13 protein-coding genes and 1 other annotated feature are annotated in these 18453 nt (G+C 51.8%); of the genes, 10 read left to right on the forward strand and 3 right to left on the reverse strand.

The genetic code is table 11. From position 1 onward, the window contains the following. Positions 1–294: 294 nt before the first annotated feature. Positions 295–1131, reverse strand: a complete 837-nt coding sequence (locus FS806_RS19460) for a transglycosylase domain-containing protein (protein WP_260982177.1) — start codon at positions 1129–1131, stop codon at positions 295–297. A gap of 570 nt (positions 1132–1701) precedes the next feature. Then, positions 1702–1978 (forward strand) — a binding site (T-box leader). 387 nt (positions 1979–2365) lie between these two features. Here FS806_RS19460 and pheS point away from each other — a divergent pair. From pheS to FS806_RS19480, 4 genes are all read left to right on the forward strand, one after another. After that, entirely contained in the window at positions 2366–3400 is a 1035-nt protein-coding gene (gene pheS / locus FS806_RS19465; protein WP_144939951.1) for a phenylalanine--tRNA ligase subunit alpha, read from the forward strand. Between the two features lie 27 nt (positions 3401–3427). After that, positions 3428–5869, forward strand: coding sequence for a phenylalanine--tRNA ligase subunit beta (pheT, locus tag FS806_RS19470; RefSeq protein WP_144939953.1), 2442 nt, complete (start codon positions 3428–3430; stop codon positions 5867–5869). A gap of 105 nt (positions 5870–5974) precedes the next feature. Next, the gene (zapA, locus tag FS806_RS19475) at positions 5975–8665 is read left to right on the forward strand and encodes a cell division protein ZapA (RefSeq protein ID WP_144939955.1); all 2691 of its coding nucleotides are present in this window, start codon (positions 5975–5977) and stop codon (positions 8663–8665) included. An 11-nt stretch (positions 8666–8676) separates the two neighbouring features. Next, positions 8677–9231 (forward strand): CvpA family protein, encoded by a 555-nt coding sequence (locus FS806_RS19480; protein WP_144939957.1) that lies wholly within the window; start codon positions 8677–8679, stop codon positions 9229–9231. 278 nt (positions 9232–9509) lie between these two features. Here the strand turns inward: FS806_RS19480 and FS806_RS19485 are convergent, their stop codons facing one another. After that, positions 9510–9887 carry a cupredoxin domain-containing protein gene (locus tag FS806_RS19485; RefSeq protein WP_144939959.1) on the reverse strand — a complete coding sequence of 126 codons (378 nt, stop codon included), beginning with the start codon at positions 9885–9887 and terminating at the stop codon, positions 9510–9512. A 165-nt stretch (positions 9888–10052) separates the two neighbouring features. Continuing rightward, the gene (locus FS806_RS19490; protein WP_144939961.1) at positions 10053–10415 is read right to left on the reverse strand and encodes a phage holin family protein; all 363 of its coding nucleotides are present in this window, start codon (positions 10413–10415) and stop codon (positions 10053–10055) included. Between the two features lie 218 nt (positions 10416–10633). Here FS806_RS19490 and FS806_RS19495 point away from each other — a divergent pair, with 218 nt between their 5' ends. From FS806_RS19495 to cysK, 6 genes are all read left to right on the forward strand, one after another. After that, entirely contained in the window at positions 10634–13003 is a 2370-nt protein-coding gene (locus tag FS806_RS19495; RefSeq protein ID WP_144939963.1) for an endonuclease MutS2, read from the forward strand. A 112-nt stretch (positions 13004–13115) separates the two neighbouring features. Further along, positions 13116–13790 carry a PspA/IM30 family protein gene (locus tag FS806_RS19500; protein WP_144939965.1) on the forward strand — a complete coding sequence of 225 codons (675 nt, stop codon included), beginning with the start codon at positions 13116–13118 and terminating at the stop codon, positions 13788–13790. 321 nt (positions 13791–14111) lie between these two features. After that, entirely contained in the window at positions 14112–14531 is a 420-nt protein-coding gene (locus FS806_RS19505; protein ID WP_144939967.1) for a DUF350 domain-containing protein, read from the forward strand. Between the two features lie 207 nt (positions 14532–14738). Continuing rightward, the gene (locus tag FS806_RS19510) at positions 14739–15251 is read left to right on the forward strand and encodes a hypothetical protein (RefSeq protein ID WP_144939969.1); all 513 of its coding nucleotides are present in this window, start codon (positions 14739–14741) and stop codon (positions 15249–15251) included. A 330-nt stretch (positions 15252–15581) separates the two neighbouring features. Next, complete coding sequence (locus FS806_RS19515; protein WP_144939971.1) at positions 15582–16880, forward strand: MFS transporter; 1299 nt, start codon at positions 15582–15584, stop codon at positions 16878–16880. A 171-nt stretch (positions 16881–17051) separates the two neighbouring features. After that, complete coding sequence (gene cysK, locus FS806_RS19520; RefSeq protein ID WP_144939973.1) at positions 17052–17972, forward strand: cysteine synthase A; 921 nt, start codon at positions 17052–17054, stop codon at positions 17970–17972. Positions 17973–18453: the final 481 nt, after the last annotated feature.

The following is an 18453-nucleotide window of genomic DNA, read 5'->3' on the forward strand; positions in this document are numbered from 1 at the left end:
CCAACTTCACAGATACCCCGTACTTGGATATGGAGTAGATGGGGCAAATCCCTATCTACAATAGGTACATGAAGTTGCCCGTGGTAAGAAGCCCCGACTTCAACTCGCGATAGCGAGTAAGTGGGGGAGGTTCACGTAACTATGATTGGGTAAACATCAATGTCGAATATATCTGCAATATAGAGTCTTCATACAAAAAAAGCCCCCTCCGAAAGGAGAGGGCTGCTTAAAGCACTTATGAAGGAACTTTTGGAGCTGCACATGCTTGTATATGCATTTAGTGCCGTCCAATGATCAGGATGCCGGCTTGATGAAGACTTGCTGCCCGATAGCCGATTCTCGCTGATCCTGCGATATATATCCGAGATCGTTCATCCGGCGAAGGACTAGCTGCTGCCGGGTTTTCGCCTTATCCCAATTTCTGACGGGAGAGTAGGATTCCGGGGCTTTCGGCAGGGAAGCCAATATGGCGGCTTCGCTTAAGTTGATTAAGGGCTTGTCGTTCGATCCGTAGCGTACCGTTTTGTTGAAATAATAGCTTGCGGCACCTTCAATTCCGTAAATTCCATGTCCGAAATAAATATTATTCAAATACATTTCCAAAATTTCATCCTTGGAGAATCTCTGTTCCAAATATACGGATATGAGCATTTCCTTCCACTTTCGGTCGAAGGTTTTCTCATTCGTCAGAAACATGTTGCGGGCCAGTTGCATCGTAATGGTGCTGCCGCCCTGTGCTTTGTGTCCCTGGACCAAATCGACCCATAGAGAACGGGCCAATGCAATCGGATCAATTCCGATATGATTCTCGAAACGATGATCCTCGATCGCTACGAATGCATTCCGCAGATAATCGGGCATTTCGTTAAGGTGAACGTAATCGCGGGGAATCGGCGCATCCATTCCTTGAACGGGCATCGAATCCGGATGGCGATAAGCGGCCAGCTTCCGTTCGTCTATCAGGGCATGGCCGATTAGAACCATAGAAATCCAGACCGTCATGAACAACAGGAAGGCAGCGGAACACAGGATCAGAATCTGGCGCAAAGACAGATGGAAGGACCTTCCGGATCGGCGGATTTGTACTTGATTCGGTCTATGATTAGTTTTATAAATGGCAGTTTTATGCATACGAATTTCAGCCTCCTTGTCAAATAGGAAAGGCATTTTAGGGCTCCATATTTACATATTAGCCGGATTCCTGCGGAACTCCTATCGATTTGCATGACAAGAACCTTAAAGATTTGTAAGGTTTCTCGCGATTCGTCAGTCAGGCATTCCCCGTACTTTGCTCTGCTCTCATTATATAATGTAAATTCCCGCAAGTAAGCTGGACCTTTGTCCAGCATAAAGTCCGTCCGGAGTCTGTATGACCCGGGCATAAACATTTGTACAATAGAAGCATAGAAGGCAAACAGGGCTCCAGATTGTTCAGGTATAGGACGGATATTAGAAAGGAGGGGAGCGGCTGTGATGCAGAAGCTAACCAAAAGAATCCCGTTACCGTTGAGGATTGTCGCCTCCATTGTACTGGTAGGTCCGAAATCCGGCTTTATGAAATAATCCCTGTGACAGAATATAGGATTGCAAAGCGGAACAACCTAAACAAGTAGGAACACAGCTTGCACTCACGCAGACAATTGCATATAATATCTGTTATAAAAGATGGTGCGGGAACTTGCTTCTCGTATCTAATTCAATTGAAATGCTATGAGGGAGAAGAGTAAGCAGTACTGACTTACAGGGAGGAGACGCCGCGGATTGAGAGCGTCTTTGAAGAAACAGGCTGCCGAAGTTCGCTCCGGAGCAGTTCTCTGAACCCGTCCTGCGGATACGCGGTGGAAGTAGGAGATACCGGTTACGAGCCGTTATTCGCAAAGTGAAAATAGCGATTACCGTTCAGATAGGCCCGTTTTGGCGGTCTGCAGAAGGTTCGTTATTTTAATAAGGGTGGTACCACGGCGATTTCGTCCCTTGATGGGGGGCGGATCGCCTTTTTGGTTTGTAAGAATCCGTTCCCGTATCCCCCTTCGATCTATCCGGCGAAACAAAATTGGCGACTCATTTGCCAAAATATTTGTACCGTAAGGGTAACTATGGCGGTAAAAAGGGACCAAGTTGATGGAGCAAAAGCGAGCATGCGTCAGACGGTAGAGCAGCATTTTTCACCCGTCGGACGGATTTCGTAAGTAAGATGAGTGAGGAAACGAAGCCGCAGGTTTTTGGAGCTGAAAAAAAGCAGTCTCGGTCGCTAGAACATTAGATTTCAAGCACTGCCGATGACGGCGATCCGGAACTAACTCCAAACTTGCCGCGCACGAATCATCCCGCCTGGAGGCGGAAATCAGTTATTGGAGGCGAGAAAATGAAAGAACGGTTGGAGGCACTTAAACAGGAGGCTCTGCTGCAATTGGAGCAAGCGGACGGAAGCCAGCAATTGAATGAGCTGCGTGTCAAATATTTGGGAAAGAAGGGTCCGTTGACCGAAATTTTACGGGGAATGGGCTCGCTTAGCGCCGAGGAACGGCCGATCATCGGTCAGGTGGCCAATGAGGTCCGGACGGCCATCGAACAAGTCATTGAGCAGAAGCAGGAGCAGTTCCGCAAGGAAGAGACCGACAAGAGACTGCGCCAGGAAACGATCGATATTACGCTGCCGGGCCGGAAGCAACAGGCTGGGGCCGTGCATCCTCTCAGCAAGGTCATTGAAGAGATCGAGGATATATTCCTCGGTATGGGATATACCGTCGAAGAGGGACCCGAGGTCGAAACGGATTATTACAACTTCGAAGCTCTGAATTTTCCCAAGAATCACCCGGCGAGGGACATGCAGGATTCCTTCTATGTCACCGACGAGATCTTGATGAGAACCCATACCTCTCCCGTCCAGGTACGGACTATGGAAAGAATGAAGGGCGACGTCCCCGTCAAAATTATTTGTCCGGGGAAAGTATACCGTCACGATGACGACGATGCGACACATTCCCACGTCTTTACCCAGATAGAAGGTCTGGTGATTGACCGCCATATTCGCATGAGCGACTTGAAAGGCACTTTGCTGCAATTCGTTCAGGAGATGTTCGGCAAGGATACGAAGATCCGCCTCCGCCCCAGCTTCTTCCCGTTCACGGAGCCCAGCGCCGAGGTGGATGTGAGCTGCATGATGTGCCGCGGCGAAGGCTGCCGGACCTGCAAGCAAACCGGCTGGCTGGAAATTCTCGGCTCCGGCATGGTGCATCCGCGCGTGCTCGAGATGGCGGGGTACGATCCGCGAGAATACAGCGGGTTTGCTTTCGGAATGGGCGTGGAGCGAATAGCGATGCTGAAATACGGAATTGACGATATCCGTCATTTTTATACGAATGATTTGCGCTTCTTGCAGCAATTTGTACGAGTATAACCTATAGCAGAGGGGAAGGTAGAAACGATGAAGGTATCTTATCAGTGGCTTTCAGACTATGTCGATCTGACAGGATATTCCGCTGCGGACTTGGCGGAGAAGCTGACCCGAAGCGGGGTTGAGGTTGACATTATCGAATCGAGAAATAAAGGTGTCCACCAAGTGGTGGTCGGCTATGTGAAATCCAAGCAAAAGCATCCCGATGCGGATAAACTGAATGTCTGTGTAGTGGACGCCGGACAGGGAGAAGATTTGCAGATTGTCTGCGGGGCGAAAAATGTGGATGCCGGGCAGAAGGTACCCGTTGCTTTGGTCGGAGCTTCGCTGCCGGACGGACTGAAGATCAAGCGGGCCAAGCTGCGCGGAGTGGAATCGCAGGGCATGATCTGCTCGGCGAAAGAGCTGGGCATGAATGATCGCCTGCTGCCGAAGGAAATTCAGGAAGGCATTCTTGTTCTGCCGGAGAATGCGCAGATTGGGGACAGCATCCTGGATGTGCTCGGACTTAATGATGAAGTGCTGGAGCTGGATTTAACCCCAAATCGCTCCGATTGTCTCAGCATGATCGGGGTTGCTTACGAGATCGCGGCTATTCTGGGGCGCGAGATCAAGCTTCCGGCGCCGGAGGACGGGCTCGTTACTGGCGGCGGGAAGGCTGCGGAGCGTCTGAACATCACGATCAGCGAACCGGAGCTGTGCAGCCACTATGCGGCTCGCTGTATAGACGGGGTGCAAATCGGGCCTTCGCCCTTGTGGCTGCAAAACCGGTTGATGGCTGCCGGTGTGCGGCCGATCAATAATATTGTCGATATTACGAACTATGTCATGCTGGAGTACGGCCAGCCGCTTCATGCGTTCGATGCCGACAAGCTGGAGGGCGGCCGCATTGATGTCCGGACCGCAGCCGAGGGCGAGCGGTTCGTCACATTGGACGACGCGGAACGCACCCTCGACGCCGGCATGCTGCTCATCACGGACGGGGCCAAGCCGATTGCAATAGCGGGTGTGATGGGCGGCGCGAACTCCGAAGTGTCGGAGTCGACGACCCGCATCGTGCTGGAATCGGCGAAATTCGCCGGCTCGTCCGTGCGCAGAACGTCGCGTCAGCTGGGGCTGCGCTCCGAAGCGAGCCTCCGGTTCGAGAAGGAAGTGAACCCGGAGGCGGTGCTTCCGGCGCTGGACCGTGCCGCGTCGCTGATCTGCCGCTATGCCGGCGGCCAGGCGGCCGAAGGCATCGCCGAAGCCGCAGCAGGCGGCCATGAGCCGGTCACGGTGACCATAAGCACGGACCGCATCAACAGCTTCCTCGGTACGGAAATACCGACGGATACGATCCTGTCCCTGCTTGATCGGCTTCATTTCACCTATGAGCAAACGGCGGACGGACAGATTGCGGTGCGGATACCGAGCCGCCGCGGGGATATTTCGCGGGATGTCGATGTGATTGAAGAGATAGCGCGCCTGTACGGCTACGATCATATCCCGACCACCTTGATGACCGGAGTGACGACGCCGGGCTCCCTCAGCCGGGAGCAGAAGGTTCGCCGCGCTCTCCGCTCGCTTCTGTCGCAAAGCGGATTGCATGAGGTTATCACCTATACGTTCGTCAATCCGAAGCAAATCGGATCATTGCCGGGACAATACAAGGACGCACGGCCTATTGGCTTGTCGACGCCGATGAGCGAGGACAGAAGCACCCTTCGTACCAGCCTGCTTCCGAATTTGCTGGAGACGGCTCTCTACAACCGGAATCGCAGCATCGACGATGTGGCCGTATATGAAATCGGCCGGGTGTTCGTCACCGATGAGAAGGAGCTGACCAGGCAGCCGGAGGAGAGGCTGATGCTCTCCATTCTGTGGACGGGCTCCAATCGCCCCGCACATTGGTCCTCCAAGCCGGTACCGGTCGATTTCTTCGATGTGAAGGGCCTGCTGGAGAAGGTGACGGAATATTTCGGATTGACCGTGGAATACAAGGCGGCTCATCCGGAGGGCTACCACCCGGGCAGAACGGCCGAGATTTGGGCATCCACCGCCGAGGGACCGGTGCGTCTCGGAACGGTCGGCCAGCTGCATCCCGATTTACAGCAGGAGAAGGATTTGGATGAGACATATATGGCGGAGATCGAGCTGGATACTCTGGCCCGTTATGCCGATTTCTCCATCCAATACAAGACGCTCCCGCGTTACCCGGCCATGACTCGGGATCTCGCGCTTGTGGTCGACGCGGAGGTGGCTGTAAGCGAGATGGAGAAGAAAGTGAAGGAAGCCGCCGGCTCATTGCTTGAATCGATCCAGGTGTTCGACATTTATACCGGGGACAAGGTGCCTGCCGGCAAGAAAAGCGTTGCTCTGTCACTTGTCTACCGGCATCCGGACAGGACGCTGACCGACGAAGAGGTTACGGAACGAAACGATCAGACCATTGCGGCGCTGGAGCAAACTTTTGGCGCGGAGCTTCGAAAATAGCAGGAAAATGACCGGCTTTATCGAATACTATTTTAGTGACGATAAGGCTGGTCTTCTTTTTGACATCATAGACATCTGAGATCAAGGTAGGGAGGAGGAGCGCTAATGGACGAGGAACAACAAAAGAGAAGCGTTATGGTTGACATATATGGTACCAACTATAAATTAATGGGCAGCACCAGTCCGCATTATATTAAGGCAGTGGCCGCTCATGTGAATGAGCAGATGCACAGCATATCCCGGCTGAATTCCCGGCTGGATTCCATGAAAATAGCCGTGCTCGCCGCAGTGAATATGGCGGATGAATATTTCAAAATGAAATCCGATGCCGAGCATCTGAGCGGAATAGAAGCCAAATATGAGGAGCAGCTCGAGGAAGTGCGGAAGCTGACCGAATTGGCCGACAAGCTCAAGGTTGAGGTCGGACAATGGCGGGAACGGGAGGCGGAATGGAAAGGAACCCGGAACCGGCTGGAGGCTGCCGTCGCCAAGCTGGAGAGTGAGCTCAGGGAGGCGGAGGAGAGCGGCCAGATTCAGCGTGCGCGTCTGGAAGAGCTGGAGACGGAGCAGAATCGGCTCTATTCTGTGCTGAATGCGACAGAGGAGGCGGCAGAGGGCTACAGGGAACGGATCAGCTCGCTGGAGGCAGACTGCCGGCAGCTGCAAACGGCATTGGACGAGGCCGCAGGGGCGGAAGCAGACATGAAGGAGAAGCTTGCTGCCGTCCAGGAGCATTCCGCCCGGCTGGAGACGGCTTTGGCTGAATCGCAGGAAGCCGGAAGGCGGCAGGCGGCCCGTGTCGAAGAGCTGACACAGGAAGTGGACAAGCTCCAACGCGGTCATGAAGAGCATGGCAAGCTTGAAGCTGCATGGGCCGAGGAGCGCAAAGAATGGGAGGGCCGGGTCGAGAAGCTGAAAGGCGATCTGCAGCTTGCCGAGGAGAATGCTCAGAGCCAGACGGACTGGATCGCTCTTCTCGAATCCGAAAGGATGCAGCTTGAGACCTCCTTCCAGCAGGCGAAGCAGGCTGAGCATAGCTTGAAGGAGCAGGCTGCGGCGAAGGATGAGGAAATCCTCCGTCTGGAAGGCGAGCTCCGGCAAGCGAAAGAATCCGCGCTCAGCCAGCAGGAAGAGGCGGCCGTGATGAAAGCTACCATCGAAGAGCTGCAGGCCTCCGTCCGCCAGTCGAAGGAAGCCGAGCAGGGCCAGGCCGGCTTAATAGAAGAGCTCCGTGCAGAATTAGAGAATCTGCGTCAAGAGGAAGCCGCTTGGAAAACTCAGCAGACCGGCTGGCAGGAAGAGAAAGAACGCCTGGAGAAGGAAAAGCTTCAGTTGGAGACGGAGCTGAAGGAAGCGAGCGAGTTAAAGAAACTGCAGCATAGCCGAATTACTTCTTTAACCTCGGAGAAAGACAAGCTGCAGGCTTCTCTCAACACTGCAGCAATTAACGAAAAGACCCGGCAGGAGCAAATTGCTGCTTTGCAATCGAAGATAGAGAGCCTTAGTAAGGAAATGGGCGAGTTACAAAATACGGCTCAAGCCGCTAAGGCTGCCGAACAGAAGACCCTCGAGCGTGCAGCTTCATTGGAGGAAAACATTCGCGCTCTCGAAACGGAGCTTCTCGAGGCGATGACGTCCGGTCAAGAAGAGAAGGAGCGTGCGGCATCGCTGGAGGAGAAGCTTCGCACACTGGAGTCGGAGCTTGCCGAGTTGAAGAGAACCAGCAAGGAGGAGAAGGATCAAGCCGCCTCCTTGAAGGAGCGAGTTCACGTATTGGAGTCCGAACTGCTCGAGGCGAAGAAATCGGGCCGGGAAGAGCAGGAGCGTGCAGCTTCATTGGAGGAAAACATTCGCGTTCTCGAAACGGAGCTTCTCGAGGCGATGACGTCCGGTCAAGAAGAGAAGGAACGTGCGGCATCGCTGGAGGAGAAGCTTCGCACACTGGAGTCGGAGCTTGCCGAGTTGAGGAGAACCAGCAAGGAGGAGAAGGATCAAGCCGCCTCCTTGAAGGATCAAGTTCGCGTATTGGAGTCCGAGCTGCTCGAGGCGAAGAAATCGGGCCGGGAAGAGCAGGAACGGACCGCTTCGTTGGAAGAAAGCATCCATGCCCTGGAAGCAGAGCTTCTGGAGGTGAAGGCAACGAGCAAAGAGGAGAGGGAACGTTCTGTCTCCCTGGAAGAAACTATCCGGCTGCTGCATAACGATCTGGAAGCATCCCATAGAGAGCGGCAGCTGCGGGATCAGCAACTGGAGGAGCTCAATCGCGAACTGGAACGTCTGCGGCGTGAGGATCGGGAATGGAAAGCCCGCCAATCCGAATGGACGGAGGAGAAGGTCGCGATCGAGGATCGTCTGAGAAAGCAGCAGTCCGAGCTGGACAAGCTCCGCAGAATCGAGATGCAGGGCCGCAGTGAGGTTGCCGCCGCTCAGGAAGAGCTCGCCTCGATGAAGGAATTTTTCGAGGAATGGGAGCTGGAGCAGCAAGAACGTGAGGAAGAGAGGAAGCGGCTCCGTCAGGAGGTTGAGAGCCTCCGTAAGGAAATTAGCGCAGCAGCCGAGAAGGAAACGGGACAAGCCCTTCTGGCGGAAGAGCTCAGTCAGGAAAATAAACGTCAATTGCAGATCATTGAGCAATTAAACGAGCAATTGGCGAACGAGAGGGCTTTGCGCGAGAAAGAGCAGAATAAGGAACTGGAAGAAAAGTACCGGCTGCTCGAGATTGAATACGAGAAATTGAAGAAAGAATATAATGAATGGATCGAGCTGGTGATTGATGAAACCGGCCCGAAAGCCTAGCGTGCGGACCGATGATGAATATTATCGATTTGATAGCTGCCGTCACGGTGATCGCCTCCTTCGCGGCCGGTTTCCGCAAAGGGTTGATCAGCCAGTTGGTTTCGGTCCTTGGCTTGGTGGCCGCCTTGCTGGCGGCCTTTTTCCTTTATGACAAGGTGGCCGCTTATCTGGCAGAGTGGATCCCCCTCAAGACGTTTACCTCTAATTCCAACTATGAATTTTTGATAAGCCATTATCGGCTTGAAACTTATATTTACAACGCGATAGCTTTTGCCGCTGTATTTCTGATCGTCAAAATCGCCTGGTCGTTCCTGGGGAGGGTGCTTCATGTAGTGGCGAAGGTACCGGGACTCAACGGGTTGAACCGATGGTTGGGGGCGATCTTAGGTATGCTGGAGGCCACCCTAATTCTGACTTTGATGGTGTATGTTCTTATGGCCATCCCTTCGGATTCTCTACAGCGGGTGTTGGGGGAGTCGAGGGCCGTTCCTTATCTTATTCTTTGGCCTCCCATAGTTTTGGAGAAGCTCCCGGAGTTCTTATCATTTACGCCTGAAAATGCTTAGTATACGCCTCTCGAATAGTCTTTCTAGAGGCACAAATGAGCGATAGCTTGATGCGGACCAGTGCTCACTTGAGGATTGATTCCTTGCCCGCTTTCCCGGATTGCGATAGAGCTGGCCAACCGCCTTAGTTCTCGCCTTTTTGTAGAAAAAAATCGTACAGATGGACACACAGGTTTACCTTTATATTGCAGCTAGCGCTGAGCAAATAAAAAACCGGGGAACACCGCCCCGGTTTTAATTAAGCACATGTAACAACATGTGCCTTTTCTGTCTATGGATTACTCCTCAACAATCAGCTTGGACTTCATTGTCGCGTGTCCTTGCCCGCAAGGAATGTTACAGATAATGTCATAAGTGCCGGCTCTGTCTGCCTTGAAATAATCAGTGGTATTACTGTTGTCCAGCTTGATTTTCGCACCTTTGATTTCAACTCCGTGGATACCTTCTTGATTATCGAGGACAATTTTGAGAGTGTCGCCTTTTTTCACTTTATACTCGGATTGATCAAATTGGAAATTGGTTGCGACTAATTTAAGCTCGGTAGCATTCGCTTTATCCTCTTCGCTAATTTTGCTTCCGCCCCCGTCTCCTCCTCCGCAAGCGGCAAGAACGGAAATCATGGCCACGGCCATCAGTAATCCCATTATTTTTTTCATCGGGTTTCCCTCCCATAAATGTTTCTGTTACAACACTAATCATACCTCCGGGAGGAAAATTTTTCAGTGACAAATCGGTGAAGCCTTTGTGACAAAACTGGCACAAATACCAAGTGATCCGCGGGAGAGAACCCTCGGACCACTTGTGAAGTACTTGCTATAAGGTTAGGAGCGCGCCCGGCCTCCCCTGTCGAATGGAGTGGCAATCGGAATGAACAGGTCGATAATTCCGATAACCAAAGCAGCAAGAATGGCGCCAAGAATTGTTACGGATACGCCCCCGACCACAAATTGAGCCAGCCAAATAATCAATGCACTGACAAGAAATCCGACAATTCCCCGCCCGAATGGGGTAATTCGTTTGCCGAAAATTCCTTCGATAATCCAACCGGCAAGGGCGATGACTAGGGCCAGGAAAAAAGCGCTCCAAAAGCCGCCAACCGCAAAATTGGGAACGATCCATCCGACAACCATCAATACGAGTGCCGAAACGACAAAACGGATCAAATGGGCAAAAAAGCTTCTCATAAGCTTAACCTCCTTTATTCAACATATGGTTCCTCAAGAGCTGGGATGTAGGCAGGAAATGTCGAATTCACTAATTAGTGTTCCGCTTTTTTGATAAACTATCATAGGGATTGCCTCCCTAATACCGGAAAGATTATGTATAAACGTTTTGCTTAATGGCTAATCGTTTTTGGATTCGCTATAATAAAGGATAATAATCGGGGAAGAGGGTTTCACGATTGAATGATAAAATTCTTCAGACACTTGAATATTATAAAATCATCGGTCGCCTGGTCGGATTTGCTTCCACCTCGCTGGGAAAGAGAAGGGCTGAGGAGCTGCGGCCAAGCGGAACTCTGGGTGAAGTGAAAACCAGGCTTCAGGCCACCGACGAAGCCGTGAAGGTGGAGAGGTTGAAGGGTCCTGCTCCATTCGGCGGGATCCGCGATGTGAAAGAGGCAGTGAAGCGGGCGGTTATCGGAGGCGTGCTAAACCCGGCCGAGCTGTTGGACACCGCCAATACATTAAGCGGAGGACGAAGGCTTCAGCGTTTCATTCTGACGGTTCATGAGGATGAACCGATCCCGCTGCTTGCTGCCGCCGCAGATAGGTTTATCGAGAATCGGGCGCTGGAGCAAAGCATAATGTCCTGCATCAACGAACATTCCGAAGTGATGGATTCGGCCAGTCCGGAGCTGTACCGCATCCGGCAGGAGCTGCGAACGGGGGAAGCACGGGTCAGGGAACGGCTGGAGCAAATCATTCGGACTCCATCCACCCAGAAGATGCTGCAGGACCCTATCATCACCATTCGCAATGATCGTTATGTCATTCCGGTCAAGCAGGAATACCGCAACCATTTTGGCGGGATGATTCATGATCAGTCGGCCTCGGGAGCAACCTTGTTCATCGAACCGGAATCGATTGTCCAGATGAACAACCGGCTAACCGAGTTGAAGCTGAAGGAAGAGCGCGAGATCGAAATCATTCTGCGCAGACTTTCTGCCGAGGTGGCCGAATTTGCGGATGAGCTGCTGGACAACCTGGAGGCTCTGGCCGAGCTTGACTTTATCTTTGCCAAGGCAGGTCTTGCCAGGGAGATGAAGGCTTCACTGCCTCTGATGAACGATAGGGGCTTCCTCAAGCTGAAGAAGGGAAGACATCCCTTGATTGACAGGGATGCGGTTGTGCCTCTCGATGTGGAGCTCGGCAATCATTATACTTCCGTTATCATTACGGGTCCGAACACCGGAGGGAAGACCGTCACGTTAAAAACCATCGGCCTTCTAAGCCTGATGGCCATGTCAGGATTGTTCGTTCCGGCGGAGGACAGCAGCCAGCTATGTGTCTTCGATGCCATCTATGCGGACATTGGCGATGAGCAAAGCATTGAGCAGAGCTTAAGTACGTTCTCCAGCCATATGACGAATATCATCAGCATACTGCGGGATATGACTCCCAAGAGTCTGGTGCTGCTCGATGAGGTCGGGGCGGGAACCGATCCTGCGGAAGGTTCGGCACTGGCCATAGCCATTCTGGAGCACATTCATGCGATGGGCTGCCGGATGGTGGCGACGACCCACTACAGCGAGCTGAAGGCTTATGCTTACGAGCGTAAAGGAATTATTAATGCCAGCATGGAATTCGACATTCAGACGCTTAGTCCGACTTACCGGCTGCTCGTTGGAGTTCCGGGACGAAGCAATGCCTTCGCCATTGCGTCGAGGCTGGGTTTGAGCAAGGCAATTATCGATCACGCGCGTGCTCAGGTCAACGAAGAGGATCAGCGGGTCGAATCGATGATCGCGACACTGGAGGAGAACCGGCTGACGGCGGAAGCCGAGAGAAGAAGCGCAGAGCAGCTTCACGAGGAAGTGTCTGCCCTCCGCAAGGAGCTTGAGGAGCAGCGCAGCCGCTTCGAGGAGCAGAGAGCCCGCCTGCTGGCCAGAGCGGAACAGGAGGCGGCCGAGGCCGTTCACAAGGCCCGGAAGGAAGCCGAGGAAATTATAGCCGACCTGCGCAGGATGGCTATGGAGGAACGGTCTGCGGTCAAGGAACATAAGTTAATTGAAGCGAAGAAGCGGCTGGAGGAAGCCGCCCCCCGATTGAATGAGAAAGGGCATCGAATCGTTGCTTCAAAGGGGACATCCTCCAGGCCGATAGAGGCCGGGGACGAGGTTCTCGTCCACAGCTTCGGCCAGAAGGGGCACGTTGTCGAGCTGAACGGAGACAGCGAAGTGACCGTCCAGTTGGGCATCATGAAAATGAAAGTGGCCAGATCGGACGTCGAGCTGGTTTCCTCTTCAGCAACGAAAAAGCCTCAGCAGACAGTGGTAACGGGAGTTAAACGGACCCGTGATGATAATGCCCGGATCGAGCTGGATCTGCGCGGTAACAATATCGAGGATTCGATTATTGAAGTGGACCGCTTCCTGGATGAATCTTATCTCGCCAATTTCACCCAAGTTTACCTTATCCATGGCAAAGGAACCGGTGCATTGCGAGCCGGAATTCAGGAATTTCTGCGAAAGCACCGGCTGGTCAAAAGCTACCGCCTTGGAAACTACGGGGAAGGCGGAAGCGGGGTAACTGTGGTGGAATTGAAATAATATAAGCTAAAAATTTTTCGCCGAATTTGAAACTATCGATTTCTTTACACGTATGAAGTAGTAATGAAACGATAAACTAAAAACTTTTTAATAATAAGGGGAGGAACTAAACATGGGAATTTTCAAGCGTCTCCGTGATCTGACTGTCGCATCTATTAATGATTTGCTTGACCGTGCGGAAGATCCTGTCAAGATGTTAAACCAATTTTTGCGGGATATGGAACAGGATATCATTGAAGCCGAAGCTGCCGTCGCCAAGCAAATTGCCGTAGAGAAGAAGTTCAAGATGCAGTACGAAGAGGCCGAAGAACTGGTCAGCAAGCGGGAAGCCCAAGCCTTGAAGGCATTGGAGCAAGGAAATGAAGATCTGGCCCGCCGGGCATTGCAGGATAAGAAAGATCATCAAACCCGTTTCGAGGAAATGCAAAAGCAGTATACGATTGCTAAAGAAAATGCGGACCGTCTGCGTGCTCAGTTGAATGAAATGAAGAACGAGTACGGCAAAATGAAAAACAAGCGCGATCTGTTGATCGCCCGCGCGGAAGCTGCGAAGGCACAGAAATCGATCAACCGTGCCATGTCCGGATTTAATTCCGACAGTGCTTCCAAAGGATTCGACCGCATGTCGGAAAAAGTGCTGCAAATGGAAGCGGAAGCTCAAGCAAGCCAATCGCTGCGCGATTCCAGCCGTTCTCTGGATGATGAACTGTCCAAGCTGGGCAGCAACGAGATTGAGGATGAGCTTGCCGCTCTGAAGGCTAAATTACAGGACAAGAAAGCGGAATAAAACGATCATCCCCCGGAAACGGCCGCCCGAATGGTATGGACTTGAAATTCGGGCTGCTGATCCCATCTGGTGATGCAGGGCACGCTCGGGAGGAATACTCCGGCACCTTGGCCAATAGATACTGGCCGCAGCCGCAGCCGGCTAAAGGGTGTAAAATAGAGCTAAGCCACCAGGCTGTAAGCAAGCCGGTCAGTAAGAGTGCTGCAAATACCGTCTTTGGGATAGGGTAGGGACATCATTGTTGGAAGGACTGGGGATTTAAGATCTCCAGTCTTTTCTACCGTTATTCATGAAGACTTGATGCCTGTAAGGGAGGATATTATGAACAAAGAGGTGGATCGACTGTTGGCTAACCCTTATTTGGAAACGCTCGCTTTTTATTCCGTTACGATTCTGGCTCTTGTTGTCTTTCTGGCGCTCTGGAATCTGGTGACGAAATATAATGTATGGGAAGAAGTTAAGAAAGGAAATCTGGCAGTTGCCCTGGCCACGGGCGGCAAAATTTTCGGGATATGTAATATTTTCCGGTTCTCCATGCTGAATAACGATACTTTGTTCGAGACGATTGTCTGGTCGTGCTATGGCTTTGTCTTACTGCTTGCGGCATACTTTATCTTCGAACTGCTGACTCCCCGATTCAAAATCGACGAACAGGTGAAGCAGGATAACCGGGCGATCGGCTTTATTTCGTTCGTGATCTCGGTTTCCATATCCTACGTGGTCGGAGCCAGTGTAACCTAATTGATGCATAACTTAAGCGTGGGCAACCAATATGACATTGACATTACATCGATAAAGGAGAAGCAGCATATGAAGTATTTATGGGGCACTCTTTTTGCTCTGGCATTGGTTTTTTTGGCGGCGGGGATTTATTATTTTATTAAATACGGTTAATCTACGAGGAGAAGTCATAACTAATCTATAGGAAAGAACGGAGGACTCGCTGCTTTGGATACTAACCATCAGCCTACGATCTGTCCATGGTGCCAGTCGGAAATTGTATGGGATCCGGAAATCGGCCCGGAAGACGAATGCCCCTATTGCTTTAATGAATTGAAGGACTACCGCAGCATAACCTTAACTCTGGGGGACGATGAGGATGAAGCCGGGGAAGAGGAGGCCGCCGGTCCCGCTGACGAGGAAGCTCCGGTTTGGGAAGACTGGGAGGAAGACACGGCAAGGGATCTCTATGCCGAGAATGTGGAAAGCTGCATTGACCGTCAGGAAGAGGCTCCGGAATGCTCCCATTGCCGGGAATTGATGCTTTATTCGGGAGTCTATACCGTGACCGGGCCGCAATTCACCCCTGCCCTTCCGGCCGGCTGGACTAGCGGCTTTCTGTCCGCGCCCTTTCAGATGAATATCTATCTGTGTCCCTCCTGCTTCAAAACGGAAATGTTCCTGTCCGAGTCGGACCGATTGTCGGTGATTAAGGCCTTCCGGGAGAAGGAAAGCGATTGACACTATCGCTGCTTGAACCCTGGCTGCATACTTGGAGAAGGAATGGGTAGTTGAGTTGGGAAGCCACGAGAAAAGCTGCAAGCATAATTCCTGGTTCCCGTTATTCATTCGTCGTTGAAAGCAACCTCTGGAAGCTTGAATTGGGATATTTGATGTTGTACCCACCTTTGCTTGACGCGCAAAGGTGGTTTTTTTGTTTGTTAGAGCATGATCGAAGGGACTGTATGCCATTTCTCTCCAATCCGTATAAAGACACTCATCTTTCCCGTCCCATTTGGGAATGTTAAGGAAAGTCGATTCAACGCCATTTTACCAGGGACAGGTGAATTCATGCATAATCGAGTAAAACCAGGGGCTGTCGGCCACGATGGCATGGAGTTCAAGGAAGAGTGCTTTGAACAGGATAAACAGGAGACAAGACCCCGGCTATCGGCCCAGTGTAAGCTGCTTTTGTTGGTCAATGGATTGTTTGCTACAGCCAATGCATTATCCGGAACATTCGTTAACGTCTACTTATGGAAAGTGAAGAACGATTACACAATGATTGCTACATTTGCCATAGCTCAGCAGGTAACCACGGCTCTGTTATTCTGGCTGGCGGGTAAGTGGATCAAGGAATATAACAAAATGAACGCGCTCAGGGCGGGAGTAGCCATATCCGCCATTTTTTATTCCGCGGTGCTGTGGGCCGGTGTCAAGGCGGTGGATTACGTGATTTGGCTGGGGGCCATTCAAGGCATTTCCGCGGGATTATTCTGGTCGGCCTTTAACGTTATTTATTTCGAAGTGACCGACCCTGACAACCGTGACCGGTTTAACGGGTGGGCCGGGCTGCTCGGATCGGCGGCCGGAATGATCGCCCCCTGGGTATCGGGTTTCCTGATTACTAGAATGCAGGACACGGCAGGTTATCGGGTCATTTTCACCATTTCGCTCATTATATTTGTAGTCGCGACGATTTTCAGTTTTTTCCTGAAGAAACGGAAGCCTCTCGGGAAATATCTGTGGTTCTACGGCCTGCATCAGCTTAGAAAACAAAATCACCCCTGGCGCAAAATAGGCTTGGCCATGACGGCCCAAGGAGTCAGGGAAGGGGTCTTCAGCTTCATTATCGGTTTGCTGGTTTATATTTACACGAAGAATGAGATGAAGCTGGGCAATTTCTCATTAATTACGTCTGCCGTCGGATTATTCGGTTTTATGGCGGCAGGCAGGCTGCTAAAGCCTCAATACCGCAGATGGGGGATGTTTGCCGGAGTTGTTATGATGATTGCGGTCATTTTGCCGTTTTTCTGGCAGGTCAGCTACTTCACTCTGCTTCTGTTTGGAATAGGGACGGCTTTGTTCATTCCGCTGTACTCGATCCCGACCACCTCCGTTGTCTTTGACATTATAGGTCAAAATCAGGAAAGCGCAGAACGCAGAGTCGAGTATATTGTGCTGCGTGAGCTGGCTCTCTGTCTGGGCAGAATATTGGGGGCGCTGGTTTTTATCGCGGTTGTCTCCAGAACGACGGCCCCGCTTGCGATGAACCTGCTGCTGCTCGGAATCGGCAGTTCTCCGTTGATCGTATGGATACTGCTTCGCAGCTGGCTGGGGGTCGTCAAGCCTAAGGAAAATAATGCCTAGCCGAAGATTTTGGCCATTTTCGCAGACTGAAGCTTTAGGGGCTCTTCCCTTTAGCTTGACCCCTAAAAATAAAGCCGATAAAATTAATGGGCATACAATGAATTTGGAGGCAATAAGTTTTAGCCTGCGGGGACTATTTCTTGACCTTATTTTCAAAAGGGAGCGGATACTATGGCTGTTAAAATGGCGGGATCGATTACGGAGCTGATCGGAAATACTCCGGCTGTGCGATTAAATCGGCTGGCTTCGGAGCAGGACGCCGAGGTATATGTGAAGCTGGAATCCTATAACCCGAGCGGAAGTGTGAAGGACCGGGCCGCTTATAATTTGATTCTTCAGGCGGAGAAGCAAGGAAAGCTTGCACCGGGGGCCACGATTATTGAGCCGACGAGCGGCAACACGGGAATCGGACTCGCTATGAATGCCGCAGCCAAGGGCTATCGGGCAATACTGGTGATGCCGGATAATATGACGAAGGAAAGAATCAATTTGCTTAAAGCCTATGGAGCAGAGGTTGTCCTGACCCCGGCTGCGGAAAGAATGCCCGGTGCGATCCGTAAGGCCATGGAGCTGAAGGAGCAGATTCCCGGCAGCTTCATTCCCCAGCAATTTGAAAATCCGGCCAATCCGGATATTCATAGAACAACGACGGCGCTCGAGATTATCGAGCAGACGGAGGGCAGGCTGGATGTCTTCGTTGCCACAGCCGGAACCGGAGGGACTATAACCGGAACAGGGGAAGTGCTGAAGGAGCATATTCCGGGTATACGGATTGTCGTAGTCGAGCCTAAAGGCTCCCCGGTTCTGTCAGGCGGCCAGCCCGGACCTCACAAGCTGGTCGGAACCAGTCCAGGCTTCATCCCTCCGATTCTCAACACCGGAATTTACGATGAGATCGTGCAGGTGGAGGATGAGAATGCACTGGACACGGCCAGATTGCTGGCCTCCAGGGAAGGGATTCTGGTCGGACCGTCAGCGGGAGCCTCCGTATGGGCGGCCTTGCAGTTGGCAAGAAGAATGGGCCAAGGCAAGAGGGTGCTGTGCATTGCTCCGGATACCGGGGAACGCTACTTGAGCATGGATGTCTTTTAAAATGGCCTCGGGATTTGATCCTGGGTTTTTTGGCACATAGTAATCTTTAAATTCTTTACAGTGTTAATAGGGTGCAGAACATATATTTCATCGGTAAACACGCCCGTCCTAAGAACGGCGATAGCCGCTTATCCTTGGAAAAAACCGCGGAGTGCCTATTCTAAAGCGATTATGCAGGTCTTTTTAGAGAAAAGTCGTCACATACCTGATTCTAGAGCAATAATGCACGTCTTTGGAGCGATTTTTGCGAAATGGCCCCATTTTGTGAAAAAGACCTGCACATTTGAGCGTCTTTCGCCTTCTTTTCGGAAAAGGGTACGATTTTAATGTATTTTTGCTCGTCTTTGCGTTATCTTTACCGACCCGGATGCGATGCTGGCTTTCCCTCAGGGCGTAATGTATAATCCCTTTTCGAAACAAATTCAGGGAGAGAGACCGCCTAAGAGGAAGGTTTTAGACGCTGACCCTGTATGTCAGGATT

Source organism: Paenibacillus sp. 32O-W, from assembly GCF_007679495.1.
Lineage (GTDB): Bacteria > Bacillota > Bacilli > Paenibacillales > NBRC-103111 > Paenibacillus_L > Paenibacillus_L residui.